The sequence below is a fragment of the Dermacoccus nishinomiyaensis genome (assembly GCF_900447535.1).
GTDB lineage: Bacteria > Actinomycetota > Actinomycetes > Actinomycetales > Dermatophilaceae > Dermacoccus > Dermacoccus nishinomiyaensis.
On record NZ_UFXX01000001.1, the window covers coordinates 1,545,035 to 1,565,390 of the forward strand.

A 20,356-nucleotide genomic window follows, 5' to 3' on the forward strand; every position below is an offset into this window, starting at 1 on the left:
GTTCTCGGCGGGTGGGGCGCCTAGGCTGAGGTCATGCGCGTACTCGTTGCCGGTGGTGCCGGCTACATCGGATCCCACACCGTCCTTGCCCTGATCGAGGCGGGGCACGAACCCGTCATCGCCGACAACTTCTCGAACTCGAGCCCGGCCGTGCTGCCGCGCCTGGAGAAGATCGCCGGCCGCTCGATCGACTTGCACGAGATCGACCTGACGGACGCTGCCGCGACGAGTGCCCTCGTCGCCTCGGTGAAGCCGGACGCCGTCATCCACTTCGCGGGGTACAAGGCCGTCGGTGAGAGCGTGGAGAAGCCGCTCATGTACTACACGAACAACCTCGACTCGACGTTCTCGCTGCTGTCGGCGATGACGGCGCACGGCGTCGAGAAGTTCGTGTTCTCGTCGTCGGCGACGGTGTACGGGCCCGACGCGCCGCTGCCGTACAGCGAGACGTACGAGCCGCTGCGCGCCACGAACCCGTACGGCTGGACGAAGGCGATGATCGAGCAGATCGTCACCGACGTCGCCGCTGCGTCGCCCGGTTTCAAGGCCGCGCTGCTGCGTTATTTCAACCCGATCGGCGCGCACTCGTCGGGGCTGATCGGTGAGGATCCGAGCGGCATCCCGAACAACCTCATGCCGTACATCGCGCAGGTCGCCGTCGGGCGCCGCGAGAAGCTCGGGGTCTTCGGCGACGACTACGACACGAAGGACGGCACCGGCGAGCGCGACTACATCCACGTCGTCGATCTCGCGGCAGGGCACGTCGCGGCGCTGGATCATCTTGACGCCATGGACGATTCGGCGCGCGCGTTCAACCTCGGCACGGGTGAGGGCACGAGCGTGTTCGAGTTGCTGCACGCGTTCGAGCGGGCGTGCGGCCGCGAACTGCCCTACGAGGTCGGGCCGCGACGTGCGGGCGACCTGCCGACGACGTTCGCCGACCCCACGCGCGCTCGCGAAGAACTCGGTTGGAAGGCCCAGAAGACCATCGACGACATGTGCACCGACACGTGGCGCTGGCAGTCGGCCAACCCGAACGGCTTCGGGGGCTGAGCCGACGCCGTTCGGAAACCGCATGGCACGGTCTCTCGAGTCCGTGCCCCGCATGTTCAGGCTTCGGCGAGGCGCCGAACCACGCCCCGTCCTATGCCCCCGGCCCCGGCCCCGGCCCCGGCCCCGGCCCCGATGATGGAAGCAGACGTGCGACCCACGACGAGGAGACTGGCATGACCGAGCCGACGCGCGAGTCGCGACGCGAGAACCCGAGCTGGGCGGAGTGGGTGAGCGAGGATCCGACGCGTTCGCAGTGGTACGTCGACCGCATCCGCGCCATGGCGGCGCGCGGCGACGACCTCGGTGGCGAGGCGCGGCTCGTCAACGCGCTCGTCACGCCCGGCTCACGCATCCTCGACGCGGGTTGCGGGCCGGGACGTGTGGCCGCCGCGTTGAGTGCCCTCGGGCATGACGTCGTCGGCGTCGACCTCGACCCCGTCCTCATCGCCGCCGCACGCGAGGACCACCCGTCGCTGCGTTTCGAGGTGGTCGATCTCGCACGGCTGTCCCTCGACGATCTCGACGTCACGCCGTTGGACGCGATCGTCTGTGCGGGCAACGTCATGCCGTTCATGCCGGACGACGCACGCCGCGACGGCCTGGCCGCGATGCGTCAGTGCGTGCGTGACGGCGGGCGCCTCGCCGTCGGCTTCGGCGCGGGCCGCGGCTACACGTTCGAGCAGTTCTTCGACGACGCCGACGCCGCCTGCTGGCGCCTCGACGCGCGCTTCTCGACGTGGGAGATGCACTCCCCCGCGCATGACGACGGCTTCGTCGTCGCGGTCTTCACCGCTGTCGCGCCGAGGTGAGGTTACGCGCCTCGTGATGCCCCACCCATGCGTGGGATCGCTCGAGTGAGGAAGGGCGACGTCGGGGATGCCCCACTCGTGCGTCGTGCCGCATCATGGGGCGGGCACCTGCCAAGGAAGGGGCGGCATGGGCGAGGCACCGATCGAGCTGCGCGCGACGTATCTGTCGACGGAGGAGGCGGACCACCTCATGTCGCACCTCGTCGGCGCGACACCCTGGCGGACGTCGTCGCTCACCATGTACGGCCGCACGATCGCGATGCCACGCCTCATCGCCTGGTACGCCGACGCGCCGTACACCTTCTCCGGCTCGACACAGCCGCCGAACGCGTGGACGCCCAAGCTCGCCGCGCTGCGGGAGCGTCTGGCCGCCGACACCGGAGCGCCCTACAACTCGGTGCTGCTCAACCTCTACCGCGACGGCCGGGACTCCATCTCCTGGCACAGCGATGACGAAGCCGAGTTGGGCCATGCGCCCACCATCGCAAGTGTCTCGCTCGGCGCCACGCGCGACTTCGTCATGCGCCGCAAGGACGATCACACCGTGAAGGAGACGCTCGCACTCACGCACGGGAGCCTCGTCGTCATGCGCGAGGACTCGCAGAGCGCCTGGCAGCACGCCGTTCCGAAACGCACGCGAGTGACCGAACCCCGCATCAACCTGACGTTCCGTTGGTTCGAGCCCCGCCCGGAACATCCCTGACGCTCCTGCAGGATCGAGCGAATGTGGAGGTAAATCGCCGATGGGGCAGGTCCGGGAGGGCCCCGAGCGTCACATCTTCTCGGGCGTCTCGATGCCCAGCAGCGACAATCCGTCGACGAGGACGCCCAGCGTCAGTTCGCACAACGCCAGACGCGACGCACGGACGTCGTCGTCATCAGCCTTGAGCACCGGGCACTTCTCGTAGAACGCCGTGAACGTCGTCGCCAGTTCGAACAGGTAACCGGCGAGGCGATGCGGCTCCAACGACTCGCCGACGGCAGCCACGACGGCGCCGTAGTCGAGCAGTTTCAACGCGAGGGCGCGTTCGGCGTCCTCGCCCAGCGTGATCTCCGCCGCCGGCGAGTACCCCGCCTCGGCGGCACGCGCGAGGATCGAGCGAATGCGCGTCGCCGCGTACTGGAGGTAGGGGCCGGTGTTGCCCGTCAACGCCAGCATGCGGTCGAAGTCGAAGATGTACTCCGAGTCGTGCGAGACCGACAGGTCGGCGTACTTCACCGCGCCGATGCCGACCTGACGCGCGACGACGGCGCGCTCCTCGTCGCTCATCTCCGCCTTCGACTCGCTGACGACGCCCGCGGCGCGATCGACGGCCTCGCCGAGCAGGTCCATGAGCAGCACCGAGTCACCCGAGCGCGTCTTGAACATCTTGCCGTCCTTGCCGAGCACCGACCCGATCTGCACGTGGATCGGCGTCGACTCGGGGCGGATGTAACCGGCCTTGTCGGCGGCGGCCCACGTCATGCGGAAGTGCAAGTTCTGCGGCGCGCCGACGACGTACACCATCCGATCGCCCTGGAGGTCGAACGAGCGGTGACGCACCGTCGCGAGGTCGGTCGTCGCGTAGCCGTACCCGCCGTCGGACTTGCGGATGATGAGCGGCACCGGCGCATCATCGCGCCCGGTGAACTCGTCCTGGAAGATGCACAGCGCCCCGTCGGAGACGACGGCGATGCCACGCGACTCGAGGTCGTCGCAGATGCCCGCGAGCTCGTCGTTGTACGTCGACTCACCGGCGAGGTCGGCGTCGGTCAACGTCACGCCGAGCAACCCGTAGACCTTGTTGAAGTACGCCTTCGAGCGCTCCATCAGCTTGTTCCAGTGCGCGAGCGTCTCGGGGTCACCGCCCTGCAGCAACGTCACGCGCTTGCGGGCCCGCGTGTTGAAGTCACCCTTCGAACCGGCGGGCTCGGCCTTCTCGGCCGTGTCGAACTTGGTGCGCGCCGCCTGGTAGAACGCGTTCGGGTCGCTCTCGAGCAGCGCCGCCTCCGGTGAATCCTCGCCCACCTCGAGAAGGTGCTCGATGAGCATCCCGAAGGGCGTACCCCAGTCGCCGACGTGGTTCTGCCGGATGACGGTGTGCCCGAGCCGCTCGAGCACACGCGCCAGCGAATCCCCGACGACGGTGGGGCGCAGGTGCCCGACGTGCATCTCCTTCGCGACGTTCGGCGAGGAGTAGTCGATCGGGATGATCTCGGTCTTCGCTGCCGGCGCGACGCCGAGCGAGCCGTCCGCGAGGATCGTCGACGCCTGCGCCGCGACCCAATCCGTCGACAGCGTGATGTTGAGGAAGCCGGGCCCGGCGATCTCGACGTCGTCGACGAGTGCCATGACCTCGTCGTCCGCGCGCAGCGCCTCGACGATCGCAGACGCCACCTCGCGCGGGTTCTTGCCGACCTTCTTCGCGAGCGCCATCGCCGCGTTGACCTGCACGTCGGCGCTCGTCTGCTTCTTGTTCGCAGGACGGATGACGGGGTCGGCGTCGCGCCACTCGTCACCGAGGGCCGAGGCGATCGCGTTGCTCAGATGACCGGTCAGTGCGGAGATGGCGTCCATGACGTCAAGATTAGTGGCGCGCGCAAATTCCTTTCCGCACGCCGGCAGCGCGCGGCCCGAACGACGCACACGATCATGCCGGGGCACCCACCGCTCGACTCCCTCGGCGACGAAGGGCACGATGGCGGCGCCCGACACGTCTGAACGGTGAAGGCCACCTGCAACACTGGGGGCACAACCAACTTCTCTGGGAGGAAAACCATGACGAAGCTCCGCACGTCCGCCCTCGCCCTCGTCCTCGCGGCCGGCACGGCAGCCGGTGTCACCGGCTGCTCGAGCAAGGAGGCTCCGAAGGCCAAGGACGCCTGGAACAAGGCCCAGGACACCGCCGGCGCCTACAAGAGCCTCGAGCTCAAGGGCGAAGGCACCTCGGACGGCAAGCCGGCCACGATGACGGCCAAGGGCGACGTCAACGGCGGCAAGCTCGAGATGAGCGGCAAGATCGGCGACGGCACGATGGACCTCATCACGGTTGACTCCAAGAACTACATGAAGGCCAACAAGGCCTTCTTCACGCAGACGAGTTCGGGTTCGCCCGCGGCATCCAACACGGACAAGATCGCCGACAAGTGGCTCGAGATGCCGGCGGACGGTTCGTCCAACACCGGGTTCAAGGAACTCATCGACAACATCAAGAACGACTCCTCGGAGCCGAACAAGAAGCTGCTCTCCGACAAGGCCACCGTGTCGGAGGACAATGTCGACGGCAAGGATGCCTGGAAGATCCAGAGTGAGGACAAGAAGGTCACCGCGTGGGTGTCGCAGGAGGATCGCCGCGACATCCTCAAGACCGAGGGCTTCGACAGCGCCTCCGTCGCCTCCACGTCGGGCTCGTCGGCGAAGTCCGATGAGTCGATGAAGACGGTGACGTTCCTGTCGCACGACAAGGATTACGGCATCAAGGCACCGAGCGGTGCCACGTCCATCACGGACGCGATGGGCAGCTGAGCTGTCCCCCGCCTCCCCGACAGGACGACCGCGTTGCCCGCGTCCCGCACGCTCAGCACCATCGCCGTGACGGCGGTGGTGCTGAGCGGCTGCACGATGGGGCATGACGCGGGGCAGCCCGCGTCGGGTCCGGTGAAGGGCCCGTCGGGGAGCTCGACGGCACCAGGCACCGCATCGATGAGCGCCTCGGCCCCTGCGGAACAGCCGAGCGCGAAGGATGTCTGGTCGCGCACCCAACAGTCGGTGTGCGGTTACACCTCCCTGTCGTTGACAGGAACGGACAGCGCGGACGGCTCCGGCCCCAGGGCCACCTTCCTCGGCGAGCTGGACGGCGAGCCGTCGGAGATGTCCTACGAGGGTGACGAGGTGGGCCACGTGACGATGCGTCGCATCTCCCATGACGTCTACCTCAAGGGCGATCGCACGTACTGGGATTCCGTCGACAAGGACGACCCGTCCCTCCAGGGCTCGAGCCCACCGGCGAACCGGTGGATCAAGGTGCCCGAAAGCGCCTTCGGCCAGAAGGACCTGTCCGACCTCAGCGCCAAGTCGTACATCGAGGCCATGGGCGACACCACCGACGCCAAGTGGGGTCACCTCGGCGACGGCACCCTGACGCCCGAGACGCTCGACGGCAGGCCGGCGTACAAGATCGTCAGCGCTGACGGAGACACTCGCGCCTGGGTGACCACCGACGACACGCACGACCTCCTCAAGGTCGTCGACGAGGCCGCGGGCACGGACGACCTGGGCACGGCGACGTTCTCACGCTGGAACGAGAAGATCGCGGTGCCGCGCCCCGTCGGCGCTCTCGACGGTGGGGAGATGGCGCCGGACCCGTCACCGTCCGGCGAGGCCACGACCTGACGCGTGGCCGGCCGCCGGTTCGGGCGCCGCGTGAGGCACGACACGCCTACGTCAGGACCATGGTCCCCACGGATTGCGGAACTCACCCCGTAGCGTGGTTGTGAAAGTCTTCACATTCGTCTCGTCGAGGGGTCACTCATGGATGCCTTGGAGCTGGCGAGATGGCAGTTCGCCATCACGACGGTCTACCACTTCCTGTTCGTGCCGATCACGATCGGCTTGTCTGCCGTCGTCGCCGGTTACCACACCGCATGGTTGCGCACGGGTAACACGCAGCATCTGAGGGTCGCGAAGTTCCTCGGCAAGCTGTTCACGATCAACTTCGCGCTCGGTCTCGTCACCGGCATCGTGCAGGAGTTCCAGTTCGGCATGAACTGGAGCGACTACTCGCGTTTCGTCGGCGACATCTTCGGCGCGCCGCTCGCGATCGAGGCGCTGCTCGCGTTCTTCCTCGAGTCGACGTTCCTCGGTCTGTGGATCTTCGGCTGGGGCCGACTGCCGAAGAAGCTGCACGCCGCGACGATCTGGATCGTCCACATCGGCACGGTGCTGTCGGCGTACTTCATCCTCGCCGCGAACTCGTTCATGCAGAACCCCGTCGGTTACAAGTACAACCCGACGACGCACCGCGCGGAGCTCACCGACTTCGTCGCCGTCCTGACGAACAAGGTCCAGCTCGTCACGTTCCCGCACGTCATCGCGAGCTCGTACATGGTCGGTGGCGCCGTCGTCATGGGCGTCATGCTGTGGAATCTGCGCAAGCGCACTCTTGCTGCCGAAGCAATCAAGGGTGAAACTCTCGAAGGCCGTTCCGACGGTTCGACGGGCGCGACGAAGTTGGCGTCGACCTCCGACGACCTCACGATGTACCGCAAGGGCTCGCGCGTCGGCGCGATCGTCCTGCTCGTCTCGAGCCTGTTCGTCGTCATCACCGGCGACCTGCAGGGCAAGGTCATGACCGAGGTGCAGCCGATGAAGATGGCTGCCGCCGAGGCGTTGTACGAGACGCAGGAGAAGGACGCGCCGTTCTCGATCTTCACCGTCGGTACGCGTGACGGCAAGCAGGAGAAGTTCGCGGTCACCGTGCCCAACCTGCTGTCGTTCCTCGCGACGGGTGACTTCCACGGCAAGGTCGAGGGCATCAACAACCTCGAGGAATCCCAGAGGGCCAAGTACAGCGGCAACGAGCTGACGGCGGCGGACACGTACGCGCCTAACATCATGTGGTCGTACTGGAGCTTCCGCTGGATGATGGGTTGGGGCGCGATCTCCATGCTCATCGCCTGCTGGGTGCTGTGGCTGACCCGCAAGGGCCGCAACGCGACGAACCGCTGGATGGGACCGGCCGCCCTCGTCGGCGCGCTGTCGCCGGTCGCGGCGATGAGCATCGGCTGGATCTTCACCGAGATCGGCCGTCAGCCGTGGATCGTCAACGGCCTCATGACGACGAAGCAGGGCGTCAGTCCGAGCGTCACCTCGGGTGAGGTGCTGACGTCGATGATCGTCTTCACACTGCTGTACGGCGCACTCGCCGTCGTCGAGGTGAAGCTGTTCATGGACTACATGAAGAAGGGCGCCGAGCCCGTCGCCTCCGACGGTGAGGATCTGCCCGGTGGTCACGACGATGGCCACGGCTCCGCCGGTTCCGACGATGACGAACTCGCGTTCGCGTACTGATAGGCGAGGTTGAACGATGGAACTCACCACTTTCTGGTTCATCATCATCGGCGTGCTCTGGACGGGTTACTTCGTCCTCGAGGGCTTCGACTTCGGTGTTGGCATGCTGCTTCCCGTGCTCGGCAAGGGCAAGGCGGAGGCGACGGGCGTCACCGACCCGGTCACCGACCACATCGGCGAGAACGAGCGACGCCGCCGCGTCATGCTCAATACGATCGGCCCGGTCTGGGACGGCAACGAGGTGTGGGTGCTCACTGCTGGTGGCGCGACCTTCGCCGCGTTCCCGAACTGGTACGCGACGCTGTTCTCGGGCGCCTACCTGCCGCTGCTGCTCATCCTCGTCGCGCTCATCGTGCGCAACATGGGCTTCGAGTACCGCCACAAGCGTGACTCCGACGGCTGGCGCCGCGGCTGGGACGCCGCCATCGTGTTCGGTTCGTTCCTGCCGGCGATCCTCTGGGGCGTCGCGCTGACGAACATCGTCCACGGCCTGCCGATCAACCAGGACATGGAGTACACGGGCAACCTGCTCACCATGCTCAACCCGGTGTCGCTTCTCGGCGGCGTCACGACGATGCTCGTGTTCATGACGCACGGCTGCTTCTTCGTCGCGCTCAAGACCGACGGCGCCATCCGTCACGACGCTCGCGCGCTCGGCACGAAGATCGGCCTCGCGGCCGCCGTCGCCGCCGTCGTCCTGCTGCTGTGGCTGGGCATCGAAGGCGGGTCGGTGTGGTCGTGGATCACGACCGTCGCACTCGCCGTCATCTTCCTCACCGGGCTGTTCTTCAACATGCGCGGCAAGGAGGGCCTGGCGTTCCTGTGCACGTTCGTCGCGATCGCCCTGTTCGTGCTGACGTACTTCCTCATGCTGTTCCCGAACGTCATGCCGAGCTCGACGAACCCGGCGTGGTCGCTGACGACGACGAACGCGGCGAGCTCGCACCACACGCTCGTCATCATGACGTGGGTCGCGCTGATCTTCACCCCGATCGTCCTCATCTACCAGAGCTGGACGTACTGGGTGTTCCGCAAGCGCATCACGACGCGTCACATCCCCAAGGCGGTCGACCCGAGCCGCCCCGACCCGATCAAGGTCCACTGACGACTCACGTCAGGCCCACGATCGCCCCATGACTTCGCTGTGAGCGAAGGTGCAACAGCAAGCGCCACCACCCCGAGCGGGATGGTGGCGCTTGCTGCGTCGTCCGCCATGGACCGACGAGTGCATGGGATCAACAAGAACGAAGCGAAAGAGCTCGTGCCGTCGTTCTCGCGACGCTCCCGGTATCATCCTGACCCCGTGACCACGACACCCACCGCGCCTGCGGCCGCTGAGCGCCGCGCCCGCGGTTTCTGGCTTCTCGCTGCGGCGTTTCCCATCCTCATGGCCTACTCGACCGTGCCGACGCCGATCTATCCGCTCTACCAACGCCACGATCACTTCCCCACCGTGATGATCACCGCCATCTTCGCGGCCTACGGGCTGGGCGTCATGGCAAGCCTCTACCTCGCGGGCCACCTGAGTGACCAGTTCGGGCGACGCCGCATGATCGCGATCGCCACTGCCGTCTCTCTGGTGAGCGCGGCGATCTTCATCGGTTCGCCGTCCGTGCCGGCGCTGTTGGTCGCCCGGCTGCTGTGTGGTGTGGGGATCGGCATACTGACTCCGGCAGCAACAGCGATGCTCGGTGAATTGCGGCGCGTTCATCGCCCGCACGAGCCGAGCAGTTTCGCCTCGACGGTGGCCTCGAGCGTGAACACTGGCGGGCTGGCCCTCGGCCCCCTCGTCGGTGGAGTCCTCGTGCAGTGGGCCCCGGCCCCCTTGAGGACGCCCTACGTGGTCTTCTTCGTCCTGCTCGCCGGGGTGGGCCTCGCGCTCACGTTGGTTCCCGAGACCAACCCGGCAACACCGGCGAACGAGCGCCCGAGGTATCGACCGCAGCGCGCCGTCGTCCGACCAGGTCATGAAGCCCGTTTTCGCTCAGCGCAGGTCGTGGCCGGCGCGGCCTTCGCTGCACTGGGCATCCTGACGTCGATGACGGGGACGTTCCTGGCGCACGTCGCACATCGCTCGTCTCCGCTCGTGTGCGGCGTGGTCGTCTTCCTCGCCATGGGGGCATCTGCACTGGCCCAGGTCGCCCTTCCGATCCCCAACCCGCGAACGAAGATCGCGTGCGGCGTCCTGTTCGCCGTCGCCGGCCTCGGGTGCGTCGCGGCGTCCGCACTCACCCACCCCTTCGTCCTGTACGCAGGCGGCGCGGTCATGGCGGGGGCTGGGATCGGCCTGCTCTTCCAAAGTGCTGTCGCCGTCGGTTCCGCGGTCAGCGAGGCCGGACACACCGGGGGAAGCGTGGCTGGTGTCTTCCTGGCCGCCTACATCGGCATCACGATCCCCGTCGTGCTGGCGGGGTTGCTCACGACACGCCTGTCCATCAGCGCGAGCCTGGCTCTCTTCTGCGCGCTCACCTCGCTGGTCGTCCTCGTCGCGAGCATCCCCATGATGCGCGGGGCAGCGGACTGAGCCCGTTCATCTCGCACGACGAGGCGCCACGCCACGTGAGAGCCGAGCCCAATCGGCCCTTCGCCGGCCGCCCGTGAACACCGAAGGCGCCTGGACCCCATGGGGATCCAGGCGCCTTCGGCATGTTCGCGCTTGGCGCAGCCAGGCTCAGCTCAGGCGCTCGAGCAGCTTCTTGGCGAGCGCCTCGGACGATGCCGGGTTCTGACCCGTCAGCAGGTCACCGTCGACGACGGTGAACGGCTGCCAGGCGGGGCCGGTCGAGACGTCGGCGCCGAGTTCGCGCAGCCGGTCCTCCAGCAACCACTTGGCCTTGTCAGCCTTGCCGGCGGCCTTCTCCTCCTCATTGGAGAAGCCGGTGATCTTGCGTCCGGCGACGACGGGCTCGCCCGCCGACGTCCGCGCCGGGAGCAGCGCTGCCGGGCCGTGGCACACGATGGCGACAGGCTTGCTGGCCTCGAGTGCGTCCGCGATGAGCTTGCCGGAGGTGGCGTCCTGCGCAAGGTCTTCCATCGGGCCGTGCCCACCCGGGTAGAACACCGCGTCATAGTCGCCGAGGACGACGTCCTCGAGCTTCATGGGGTGCTGCAGGCCGTCGATCGCGTCGAGGTCAGGACGCACGTCAGCGCCGCCGTTCGCGTCGGGGGCGAGGCTGACCTCATCGGCCACCGGCGTCACACCGCCGGGCGTGGCGAACGTGACCGAGTGACCTGCCCCGGTGATCAGACGGTAGGGGGTGAGAAGTTCTTCCGCCCAGTAACCCGTCGGGACGCTCGAGCCGTCGGCCAGGGTCCAGGAGCGGGCGCCGGTGACGACGAAGAGAACGTTGGACATGTCAATCTCCTTGGTGATTCAGTGAGCGGCGTTCGCATCGGGGCGAGTCGTCACTCGTGGTAGGTGAGGCCCTCCTCGATCGGCCAGCCGAGCTGCTGCCACATCGGCAGCTTGTTCCACTCCTTGACGAATTCGACGAGCTTGTCGTCTTCGACGCGGAACAGGGCGCATGTGTACTCGTGCGCGAGGTCGAGGTTGGCCTTCTCGGTCTACGTGAGCTGCGTGGTGTCCGACATTGGGGTCTCCTTCGCTTGGGTGCGAAACGGTGAGATCAGCGACGCGAGCCGCGTCGGGGGAAGCCGGCCGCCGACAGCGCCGCAGCGATGAGGGCGGGCTGGCCGAACAGGCGGACGAGGCGCTTGGTGTCGGTGTCGAGGCCGAAGGCGTCGTGGCGCTCCGCGTACTGGCTGATGTTGCCGGGGAAGATCGCGGCGTAGAAGGCGGCGAGCGCCACCCCCACCGCAGCGCGACGCTGCGGCAGGGTGAGCATCGCCGCACCGAACGCGACCTCGACGACACCGGAGGCGAGGACGACGACGTCCTTGTCCATCGGGAACCAGTCCGGCACCTGCGCCTGGAAGTCCTTGCGGGCGAACGTCAGGTGCGAGACACCGGCGAACGACATGAAGGCTCCGAGGCCGAGACGGGCCACCTCCTGCCCACGGGTCGCAGGCGGGGCCGGCTCGGCGAGTGACCGGACGGACTCGATCAGTCGGGTGAAACGAGTCATGGTTATTTCCTCCTCGCGTCGCGGGTCACGACGCATCGATCACTTGGCGACGCGGACGAGCTTCGTGTTGGCGAATTCGCCGAAGCCCCAGCGTCCGAGCTCACGCCCGTAACCGGAGCGGCGCACACCACCGAATGGCAGGCCGGCCTTCGTCGTGCCGTGCTCGTTGACATAGGCCATGCCGACCTCGAGGCGTCGGGCGATCTGCTCCGCCTTGTCGGTGTCCTTGCCCCAGACGGAGCCGGACAGGCCGAAGGAGGAGTCGTTGGCGAGCTCGACGGCTTCGTCGATCGAGTCGTAGGAGTAGACGACGGCGACGGGGCCGAAGATCTCCTCCTTGAAGGCGTCCATCTCACGCGTGACACCGGTGAGCACGGCGGGGGCCATCCAGGCGCCGTCCTGCTCGAGCGCCGTGCCACCCGTGCGCAGGGTCGCACCCTGCTCGACGGCGCGCTCGACCTGGGCGATCGCGTCGTCGCGAGCCTCGACCGACGAAAGCGGGCCCATGTCCGTGCCCTCGTCGTCCGGGTTGCCGACCTTCATGCCCTCGACGGTGGCGACAACGCCGTTGACGAAGTCGTCGAACATCGTCGACGGAACGAAGATGCGCTTCGGGGAGTTGCAGGCTTGCCCGGCGTTGCTCATGCGCGCGGTGGCGACGGCCTTCGCCGTCTCGGCGACGTCGACGTCGTCGAGGACGATGAGCGCGTCCGAGCCACCGAGTTCGAGGACGCTCTTCTTGAGGTTCTGCGACGCGGTCTCGGCGACGGCCTTGCCGGCGCCCTCGCTACCGGTCAGCGAGACGCCGCGCACGCGCGGGTCCTCGATGATCGACGTGATCTGCTCGTTGCTGACGAACAGGTTGATGTAGGCATCCCGCGGCACACCCGCGGCGTGGAGGATCTCCTCGATCAGTTCGGCCGTGCGCGCGCAGATCGAGGCGTGCTTGAGCAGGATCGTGTTGCCGAGCATGAGGTTCGGCGCGACGAACCGCGCGACCTGGTAGTGCGGGAAGTTCCAGGGCATGACGCCCATGAGAACACCGATCGGGTCGGTGACGACGAGCGACTTCGCGTCGTCGCCGATGTTCAGCTGCTCCTCGACGAGCAGCTCCTCACCGTGCTCGGAGTACCAGCGGAAGATCGACGACGCGAGCGCGACCTCACCCTGCGCCTGCGCGAGCGGCTTGCCCATCTCGGCGCCGATGACGCGGGCGAGCTCGTCGGCGCGCTCGTCGTAGATGTCGGCGACCTTGGCGAGGACGGAGGCGCGCTCGGACGCGTCCGTCGTGCGCCACGTGCCGAACGCGGCGTCGGCGCGCTCGATGGCGCGGGTGACGTCAGCATCCGTCGCGGAGTTGTACTCCTTCTCGACGACGCCGGTGGCGGGGTTCTCGGTGCGGTAGGCCATGAGGTCTCTCCTTCAGATCGATGAGCTCTCTCATCGATCACAACACCACCGGCCCCCAGAAGCATTCCTGCACGCAGTTTTTCACCTCGAGGGGTGAAGAAACGCGCCCGCGTGTGCGGCCCTGCCAGCCCGGCGCCGGGGTGCAGCGCAGGCGCCCTCGGGGCGCAGGTGGATCAAGCGTCCGCGAGCGCCCGACGGTGGTTCGTGCGGTGACGTCCGAGCCAGTTCATCGCGGGCGTGACGGTGGAGCCGTGCACGACGACGCTGACGATGATGGCGAGGGCGATCGTCGACCACAGCCAGTCGCTGCCCGCGAAGTCGGCGTGCCCCGTCGCGTACGCGATGTAGAAGATCGAGCCGATGCCGCGCACGCCGTAGAACGACGTGATCCAGCGCTCCCCCGTCGTCAGGCCGACGGCCTTCGCCGTGTCGTCGCGCCGCCCGAGCAGCGACAGCCACGCCCCGCCGGGCCTGATGACGAGGATGAGGGCCGCGACGATGACGGCACTGCGCCAATCAGCGTGCGCGAGAACACCGTTCGTCGCCGCCGCGCCGAGCAGCAGGAGCATGACGAGGGTGAGGATCTGCTCGAGACGTTCGATGAACGCGTGCATGTCCGCGTAGTAACGGTGGCCGCGCTCGGCCTGACGCATCGCCATCGCCGTGACGAACACGGCGAGGAACCCGTACCCGCCGGCGAGCTCCGTCAGCCCGTACGAGCACATGATCGCCGCGAGCGCGGCGAGCGGCTCACCGGCGTCGGCGAGGCGATACTTCTTCGCCGGCAGCCGGAAGAACAGCTTGCCGAGCACCCACCCGACGACGAGGCCGACGGCCACGCCGAGCGCGACCTTGCCGACGAGTTCCCAACCGAGCCACTTCCACCCCCAGTGCGACGGCGAGCCCTCGCTCGCCCACAGGATCGCGGCGTAGACGAACGGGAACGCGAGACCGTCGTTGAGACCGGCCTCCGACGTCAGCGCGAACCGCACCTCGTCCGACTCGTCGATCTCGGTGTCCTGCGTCATCTCCTGCGTGGCCTCGGTCTGCGGCCCATCGACCTGGACGTCGGAGGCAAGCACCGGGTCCGTCGGGGCGAGCGCCGCGGCGAGCAGCAACGCCGTCGGCGCGGCCAGACCGAGCGTCCAGCCGAGCAGTGAGACGCCCACGATGCCGAGCGGCATCGCGATGGCGAGCAGACGCCACGTCGGCGCCCACGCGCGCCACGACGTCAGGCTGCGAACGCGCATCGGCCGATCGAGGGCGAGACCGACACCCATGAGCGCGACGAGCACCGTCGCCTCGGAGGCATGCAGGACGAACGCCTCGTGCTCCTGCGGCGAGAACGTGAACCCCTTCGGCATCGGTGCGAGGCCGACGAGCGCCCCGACGCCGAGCAGCACCATCGGCGTCGACAAGGGGAAGCGCTCGACGGCGGTCGGGAGGAAGACCGCGAGCAGCAGCGCGAAGCCGAGCACGATCCAGACGAGGTCAATGGCCACGAGACGCCTTCGATTCAGTGGGAGCTCAGGGGGAGGGATTCGCTCGCGACAGTAGGCGATGAGCGCACCCGCCGCACGTCGGCGTCCGAGCGCGCACCCCGTCGGCCCTGCGCTGCGCGTCGTGTCCAGCCCGCGTCGCACCTGGGATCCGCGCCGATTCGAAGGCCAGCCGGACGCACCACACCCCACCGGGCGAGGGCCAGGGTGGGGTGTGGTCAGCGGTTCAGGACCGCGGTGTCACTGCTGAAGGCGACGGCGAGCGACGACGATGCCGCCGAGCGCACCCGCACCGACGAGACCCGCGACGCCGAGCGAAAGGGCGTTGGTGTCGTCACCCTTGCGGTCGGTCTCGACCTTGGGGCCCGTGCCGGGCGTGGTCGCAGACGTCGTCGACGTCGTCGTCGTCGGGACGGTCGTGTTGGTCGTCGGCGTCGTCGGAACCGGGGTGGTCGGAGCCGGCGTCGTCGGAGCCGGCGTCGTCGGAGCCGGGGTGGTCGGGACCGGCGTGGTCGGAACCGGGGTGGTCGGGACCGGCGTCGTCGGAGCCGGCGTGGTCGGAGCAGGCGTGGTCGGAGCAGGCGTGGTCGGAGCAGGCGTGGTCGGGACCGGCGTCGTCGGGGTGGGAGTCGGCTCGGTCGGCTTCGGCGTCGGCGTCGTGGGCTCCGGGGTCGGGTCCGTCGGCGTCGGGTCCGTCGGCGGGACGACGATCGACACAGTCTTCGACACGATGCGCTGGCTCGTGCAGACATCGGCGCTCAGCGTCACCTCGTAGGTACCCGGCTTCGGGAAGGTGACGACGACAGGATCGCCGCTCAGCATCACCGGGTCGAACTCGACCGAGCCGTGCTTCGTGCAGGTGGCACGCTTGATGCCACCCTTCGTGGCGCCGCCGGAGACCTCGGCACCTTCCGGGAACGACATCGTGTACACGAGCGGCACACCGTACTTGGCGTGCTTGTTGCGGCCGTACTTCATCTCGTGCTGCGTGCCGGTGACGGAGGGGACGAGGGTCGCGGTCAGGCCGTCCACGGTGTACTCGATGTGCGCGGCGGCGCTCACCTTCGGCGCGGGCGCCGGCTTGGCGATGTTGACCGTCGTCGTCTTCTCGACCGTCTGCAGGCCGCCCTCACCGCAGTAGTAGCCGGTGGCCGTGATCGTGTACGTGCCCGCCTTGCGGTAGGTGTGCGAGTAGCCCGAGGAGACCGAGTCACGGAACGGCGAGGTGGGGCCGGTCGTCTCGCAGGTGAGGCCGGGGCGACCGTCGTAGCCGTCTGGGTCGCTGTCGTCGCCGTAGTCGACGAAGAACGCCATCGCGCCGTAGCGGCTCATCGCCTTCCGGCCGTCGTTGGCGTAGTACTGGACGCCGCTGTCCTTGTAGGCGACGTCGACCGTCTTGCCCGTGGCGGTCGCATCGAGAGTGATCGTCATCGACGGTTCCTGGGCGGCGTTGGCGGCGGGCGCCACGATCGTGGCGGCGCCGAACAACGACGCGACGGCGACGGCCTTGGTGACACGAATCGCGCGGCTCATGGGTTCTCCTGAGAATCTGCTGGTCCTGGTTTCGTCCGCGCGCGCCGCCCGGGATCGATCGACGCAGGCGCAGAGTGCGCGAGCCTCCCGAACCGCAAGCCGACAGGTGCCGGCAGCCATGAGAAGCCCTCCCGCGCTCACCCTACCCAGCACGGACACGCCGCAGTGAGTTGGGTCAGAAGATTCCCCGAGGGCTCTCTCATACATCCCGTTTCGCCCGTTGCGAGGGCTGTCACCGTCGGCTGCGAGAATGAGGCCATGCGTCCGTTCGACCCCCACCTGCTGCGCGCCGCGCCCGCCACCCGCCTCCCGGTCGCCGTGCTGGCACTGCTGGGCGGCCTCGGCGGCATCGTGGCGATCGCACAGGCCGTGGCGGTGGCGCACCTCGTCGTCGCCGTCGTCGAGGGGCACGCGCTGCTGACGCCGGGCCTGTGGGTGCTGGCGCTGTTCGCAGCCCGCGGAATGCTCTCCGGCGCAACCGAACTCGCGGCAGCCCACGCGGGTGCACGCGTCTCCGGCGCACTGCGCGAGGCCGCGATGCGCCGCTGGATGACGCAGACGGCGGACGAACGCCCCGCACCGAGCGCGATGCTGACGATGGCGACGAAGGGTGCCGCCGCCGTCGAGCCGTACGTTGCGCGCTATCTGCCGGCGCTCGTCACCGCGGGCGTCGTGCCGGTGCTCGCCGTCGTCGCGATGCTGTGGGTCGACTGGCGCAGCGCGCTCATCGTCATCGTCACCCTGCCGTTGCTGCCGCTGTTCGCCGCGCTCATCGGCAAGTACACGCAGCGCGCCACGGCGGAACGCTGGGTCGAGACGACGATGCTCGCCGGTCACTTCGCCGACGTCGTTGCCGGGCTGCCGACGCTCGTCGCATACGGGCGCGGCAACCATCAGGTCGAGCAGGTGCGCAAGGTCGGCGATCGTCACCGCAGCGCGACGATGCGGACGCTCCGCATCGCGTTCCTCTCCTCGGCAGCCCTCGACCTGCTCGCGACGATCTCCGTCGCGATGGTCGCTGTCGCCGTCGGCCTGCGCCTCGCGAACGGCCACGTCTCCCTGCTGACCGGCCTCATGGCGATCCTCATCGCCCCGGAGGCCTACTGGCCGATCCGTCGCGTCGGGCAGGAGTTCCACGCGGCGGCCGACGGCGTCGAGGCCATCGACTCGCTGCTCGCCGACGAGCGTGAACGCCCCTGGCGCGCCCCCGCACCCGAGACGTCGAGCGGCCTCGCGCGCGCCATGATGAGTGGCGTCACCTACACCTACCCGGGCCAGAGCGCGCCCGCGATCACGCACACGACGGGAGTCGTCCGCGACGGCCTAACGGCCCTCACCGGCCCGAGCGGCTCCGGCAAGTCGACGCTGCTCGAGATCCTCGCCGGCGCGCGCAAGCCCGATTCGGGGCGCCTCGAGGTGCCCAGCACGCACCTCGTCAGCCAACGTGCGTTCATCGCGCCGATGTCGGTGCGTGCCAACCTCGAGCTCGGCAACGACGCGAGCGTCGACGAGATGCGCACCGCGATGGCGGCCACGGGGTTCGACGACGTCGTCCTGTCGCTGCCCGACGGGGTGCGAACATCGCTGGGCGACAACGGTTTCGGCTTGTCCGCCGGGCAACGCGCGCGTCTCGTGCTGACGCGCGCCTGGCTCTCCGGCGCGGCCATGGTGCTGCTCGACGAACCGACCGCCCACCTCGACCCGGCGAGCGCCGCCGACATCCGCTCGGCCATCGTCGCGCTGAGCAAGCGCAAGCCGGTCGTCGTCGTCACCCATGACGACGCCCTTGCCGCCGCAGCCGACCATCAGTGGCGCGTCTCCGCCCGCTCACCCCAGCGTTACGAACAGGAGGTGACGGCATGAGCAGCGTTGCCTCACAAGCCGATTCGAACAGTGCGTCACGCGAGGGCGTGACACATGCCGATGTGACGCCCGACGATGTGGCACCCGCCGACGACGCGCGAGACGGCCTCGCGCGCGCGGGCGGATCGCGCCCGGATCGGCGCCGCCCGCTGCTCGTGCCGGTGCGCGGCGTCATCATCGCGGGCCTCATCGGCGCTCTCGCGTTCGCCTGCGGCGTGGCGCTGACGGCGACGTCCGGCTGGCTCATCGTGCGCGCGAGCCAGCGCCCCATCGTCCTCACGCTGCTGACGGCGATCGTCGCGGTGCGCACGTTCGGCATCGGACGCCCCGTCTTCCGGTACGTCGAGCGGCTCGTCTCGCACAACGCGGCGCTGGCCGACCTCACCGAGCGGCGCACGGCGGCCTACCGTCAGCTGCTGCCGCTCACGCCCGCCCGGTTGGGCACTCGCCGACGCGCCGATCTGCTCTCCGGTGTCGTGCGCGATCTCGACGACGAGGTCGACATCCAGGTGCGCGTCATCGTCCCCCTCATCACGACGGTCGGTGCTGCCGCGGTGGCGCTCGTCGCGACGTTCCTCATCCATCCGCCGGCCGGGTTCGTCATGCTCGGGTTCATCGTCGTCGCGGCGCTCGTCGGGTGGCTGGATCTCGCCCTCGAGCGGCACGGGCAGGCGGCGTCCCTCAAGGCGCGCGGCCAGGTCGATCGCGTCGCGCACCTCGTGAGCTCCGGCGCCACCGAACTCGCGGCGATCGGCGCGACGGACGCTCCGATGGCGTGGCTCGCGCACGCGCAGAAGAACGTCGAGAAGGCCGCGACGGCGCAGGCACGCGGCCGCGCCGCAGGTGTTGCGCTCACGCTCCTCGCGACGGGCGCCGCCACCCTGCTCATGGCGTGGACGCTCGACGGCGAGGTCAGGTCGGGCGCCATCGACGGGCCGTTCGCCGCGCTGCTGCTGCTGACGCCGCTGGCGCTGGGCGACGTCGTCGGGCTCATCCCGGACGCGGTCGGTTCGTTCGCGCGCTCGGCCGCGGCCCGGGATCGTCTGCAGGCGCTGCTGACGCAGGAACCCGCCGTCGCCGCCCGCGGCACGCACGGCGTCGCCGACGGCGCGCCGACGATCGAACTCGACGACGTCACCGCGTCGTGGACGGGCGCGCGCACCGACACCGGCCCGCACACGCTGACGATCGCGCCGGGCGAGCATCTCGCCATCACCGGCCCGAACGGGTGCGGCAAGTCGACGCTGCTCGCCGTCCTCGCCCGTCACCTCGACCCCAGCGGCGGCACCTGCCGCTGGGACGGCGTCGACGTGCGTGATCTCGACGCCGACGCCGTGCGCTCGCGTATCGCGTTCGTCGACGACGACCCGCACCTGTTCGCCGGGACGCTTGGCGCCAATCTGCTCCTCGCGCAGCCGGGTGCGAGTGAGGACGAGGTGCGCGCGGCACTGCGTCGCGCCGGCCTCGGTGGGTGGCTCGACGAGCTCACCGACGGCCTCGACACCCATCTCGGCGAGTACCTCGTCGGCGCCGGTCGTGACGGCGCCGAGACGGCCGGCACGGCGACCGAGCGCTCCATCTCCGGCGGCGAACGCGCCCGCCTCGGCATCGCGCGTGCACTGCTGAGCGAACGCCCCGTCATCGCGCTCGACGAACCCGTCGCTCACCTCGACGGCCCGACCGCCGACGCCGTCATCCGCGACCTGCTCGAAGCCAGTGACGGGCGCACCGTCGTCATGGTGAGCCACCACCCAGTCGCCTTCGATGCGCTCGACCGCGTCGTCGAGTTGGAGTTCGCGCGAGCCTGATCGCCTCAGGCCGGTCGGCGTTCGGTGCGTCGATGGACCAGGACGGCGAGCATCGCTGCCCCTGGGGCAAGAACGCACCGCCGGCGCGGGGGTCGTCGGTTCGCCGAGCACCGTGGTCTCAGGGGGCGACGCGCCGATGGGCAACGCCCGGCGAGTCAGGGAACGCCCATGGGTTCCTCAGCCCGCGACACGTTGCCCACCAGGATGGACGCGCCGGGGGCGGCGCGTCAGTGGCCTCGCCCAGCCC

At 68.8% G+C, this 20,356-nt stretch carries 16 protein-coding genes; 10 read left to right on the forward strand and 6 right to left on the reverse strand.

Annotation, left to right across the window (positions count from 1 at the left end):
* Window positions 1-33: 33 nt before the first annotated feature.
* The 3 genes from galE to DYE07_RS07215 all read left to right on the forward strand — a co-directional run bounded on the left by galE (window position 34) and on the right by DYE07_RS07215 (window position 2,565).
* Window positions 34-1,053 carry a UDP-glucose 4-epimerase GalE gene (galE, locus tag DYE07_RS07205; RefSeq protein ID WP_006947110.1) on the forward strand — a complete coding sequence of 340 codons (1,020 nt, stop codon included), beginning with the start codon at window positions 34-36 and terminating at the stop codon, window positions 1,051-1,053.
* Between the two features lie 173 nt (window positions 1,054-1,226).
* Window positions 1,227-1,862, forward strand: a complete 636-nt coding sequence (locus DYE07_RS07210; RefSeq protein ID WP_074039679.1) for a class I SAM-dependent methyltransferase — start codon at window positions 1,227-1,229, stop codon at window positions 1,860-1,862.
* Between the two features lie 127 nt (window positions 1,863-1,989).
* A complete protein-coding gene (locus DYE07_RS07215) occupies window positions 1,990-2,565 on the forward strand; it encodes an alpha-ketoglutarate-dependent dioxygenase AlkB family protein (protein ID WP_074039678.1) in 576 nt (191 codons plus the stop codon).
* A gap of 69 nt (window positions 2,566-2,634) precedes the next feature.
* Here the strand turns inward: DYE07_RS07215 and argS are convergent, their stop codons facing one another.
* Entirely contained in the window at window positions 2,635-4,419 is a 1,785-nt protein-coding gene (gene argS, locus DYE07_RS07220; RefSeq protein ID WP_115296642.1) for an arginine--tRNA ligase, read from the reverse strand.
* 201 nt (window positions 4,420-4,620) lie between these two features.
* On the opposite strand from argS, the gene DYE07_RS07225 reads away from it, so the two are divergent.
* The 5 genes from DYE07_RS07225 to DYE07_RS07245 all read left to right on the forward strand — a co-directional run bounded on the left by DYE07_RS07225 (window position 4,621) and on the right by DYE07_RS07245 (window position 10,435).
* Entirely contained in the window at window positions 4,621-5,367 is a 747-nt protein-coding gene (locus DYE07_RS07225; RefSeq protein ID WP_074039676.1) for a hypothetical protein, read from the forward strand.
* A 177-nt stretch (window positions 5,368-5,544) separates the two neighbouring features.
* Window positions 5,545-6,234 (forward strand): hypothetical protein, encoded by a 690-nt coding sequence (locus DYE07_RS07230; protein WP_144693661.1) that lies wholly within the window; start codon window positions 5,545-5,547, stop codon window positions 6,232-6,234.
* 138 nt (window positions 6,235-6,372) lie between these two features.
* Entirely contained in the window at window positions 6,373-7,911 is a 1,539-nt protein-coding gene (locus DYE07_RS07235; protein WP_006947034.1) for a cytochrome ubiquinol oxidase subunit I, read from the forward strand.
* Window positions 7,912-7,927: 16 nt separating this feature from the next.
* Window positions 7,928-9,016: a cytochrome d ubiquinol oxidase subunit II gene (cydB, locus tag DYE07_RS07240; protein WP_006947079.1), complete on the forward strand. Its 1,089-nt coding sequence runs from the start codon at window positions 7,928-7,930 to the stop codon at window positions 9,014-9,016.
* A gap of 198 nt (window positions 9,017-9,214) precedes the next feature.
* Window positions 9,215-10,435 carry an MFS transporter gene (locus DYE07_RS07245; RefSeq protein ID WP_172462961.1) on the forward strand — a complete coding sequence of 407 codons (1,221 nt, stop codon included), beginning with the start codon at window positions 9,215-9,217 and terminating at the stop codon, window positions 10,433-10,435.
* Window positions 10,436-10,582: 147 nt separating this feature from the next.
* Here the strand turns inward: DYE07_RS07245 and DYE07_RS07250 are convergent, their stop codons facing one another.
* The 5 genes from DYE07_RS07250 to DYE07_RS14925 all read right to left on the reverse strand — a co-directional run bounded on the left by DYE07_RS07250 (window position 10,583) and on the right by DYE07_RS14925 (window position 16,438).
* A complete protein-coding gene (locus DYE07_RS07250; protein ID WP_115296645.1) occupies window positions 10,583-11,266 on the reverse strand; it encodes a type 1 glutamine amidotransferase domain-containing protein in 684 nt (227 codons plus the stop codon).
* 271 nt (window positions 11,267-11,537) lie between these two features.
* Window positions 11,538-11,996, reverse strand: coding sequence for a DoxX family protein (locus DYE07_RS07255; RefSeq protein WP_006947037.1), 459 nt, complete (start codon window positions 11,994-11,996; stop codon window positions 11,538-11,540).
* A 39-nt stretch (window positions 11,997-12,035) separates the two neighbouring features.
* Complete coding sequence (locus DYE07_RS07260) at window positions 12,036-13,406, reverse strand: NAD-dependent succinate-semialdehyde dehydrogenase (RefSeq protein ID WP_074039669.1); 1,371 nt, start codon at window positions 13,404-13,406, stop codon at window positions 12,036-12,038.
* Between the two features lie 173 nt (window positions 13,407-13,579).
* Window positions 13,580-14,908 carry a cation:proton antiporter gene (locus tag DYE07_RS07265; protein WP_115296646.1) on the reverse strand — a complete coding sequence of 443 codons (1,329 nt, stop codon included), beginning with the start codon at window positions 14,906-14,908 and terminating at the stop codon, window positions 13,580-13,582.
* 237 nt (window positions 14,909-15,145) lie between these two features.
* Window positions 15,146-16,438 (reverse strand): hypothetical protein, encoded by a 1,293-nt coding sequence (locus DYE07_RS14925; protein ID WP_177817232.1) that lies wholly within the window; start codon window positions 16,436-16,438, stop codon window positions 15,146-15,148.
* 258 nt (window positions 16,439-16,696) lie between these two features.
* Between DYE07_RS14925 and cydD the strand changes: the two genes are divergently transcribed.
* Window positions 16,697-18,301 (forward strand): thiol reductant ABC exporter subunit CydD, encoded by a 1,605-nt coding sequence (gene cydD, locus DYE07_RS07275; RefSeq protein WP_115296647.1) that lies wholly within the window; start codon window positions 16,697-16,699, stop codon window positions 18,299-18,301.
* The gene (cydC, locus tag DYE07_RS07280) at window positions 18,298-20,109 is read left to right on the forward strand and encodes a thiol reductant ABC exporter subunit CydC (RefSeq protein ID WP_115296648.1); all 1,812 of its coding nucleotides are present in this window, start codon (window positions 18,298-18,300) and stop codon (window positions 20,107-20,109) included. The genes cydD and cydC overlap by 4 nt, the downstream gene beginning before the upstream one ends.
* Window positions 20,110-20,356: the final 247 nt, after the last annotated feature.

Coding starts and splice junctions, on each gene's coding strand:
- cydD (WP_115296647.1), top strand. CDS start 16,697: ATGCGTCCGTTCGACCCCCACCTGCTGCGCGCCGCGCCCGCCACCCGC.
- DYE07_RS14925 (WP_177817232.1), bottom strand. CDS start 16,438: ATGAGCCGCGCGATTCGTGTCACCAAGGCCGTCGCCGTCGCGTCGTTG.
- DYE07_RS07230 (WP_144693661.1), top strand. CDS start 5,545: ATGAGCGCCTCGGCCCCTGCGGAACAGCCGAGCGCGAAGGATGTCTGG.
- DYE07_RS07260 (WP_074039669.1), bottom strand. CDS start 13,406: ATGGCCTACCGCACCGAGAACCCCGCCACCGGCGTCGTCGAGAAGGAG.
- DYE07_RS07225 (WP_074039676.1), top strand. CDS start 4,621: ATGACGAAGCTCCGCACGTCCGCCCTCGCCCTCGTCCTCGCGGCCGGC.
- DYE07_RS07235 (WP_006947034.1), top strand. CDS start 6,373: ATGGATGCCTTGGAGCTGGCGAGATGGCAGTTCGCCATCACGACGGTC.
- DYE07_RS07250 (WP_115296645.1), bottom strand. CDS start 11,266: ATGTCCAACGTTCTCTTCGTCGTCACCGGCGCCCGCTCCTGGACCCTG.
- argS (WP_115296642.1), bottom strand. CDS start 4,419: ATGGACGCCATCTCCGCACTGACCGGTCATCTGAGCAACGCGATCGCC.
- cydC (WP_115296648.1), top strand. CDS start 18,298: ATGAGCAGCGTTGCCTCACAAGCCGATTCGAACAGTGCGTCACGCGAG.
- DYE07_RS07215 (WP_074039678.1), top strand. CDS start 1,990: ATGGGCGAGGCACCGATCGAGCTGCGCGCGACGTATCTGTCGACGGAG.
- DYE07_RS07210 (WP_074039679.1), top strand. CDS start 1,227: ATGACCGAGCCGACGCGCGAGTCGCGACGCGAGAACCCGAGCTGGGCG.
- galE (WP_006947110.1), top strand. CDS start 34: ATGCGCGTACTCGTTGCCGGTGGTGCCGGCTACATCGGATCCCACACC.
- DYE07_RS07255 (WP_006947037.1), bottom strand. CDS start 11,996: ATGACTCGTTTCACCCGACTGATCGAGTCCGTCCGGTCACTCGCCGAG.
- cydB (WP_006947079.1), top strand. CDS start 7,928: ATGGAACTCACCACTTTCTGGTTCATCATCATCGGCGTGCTCTGGACG.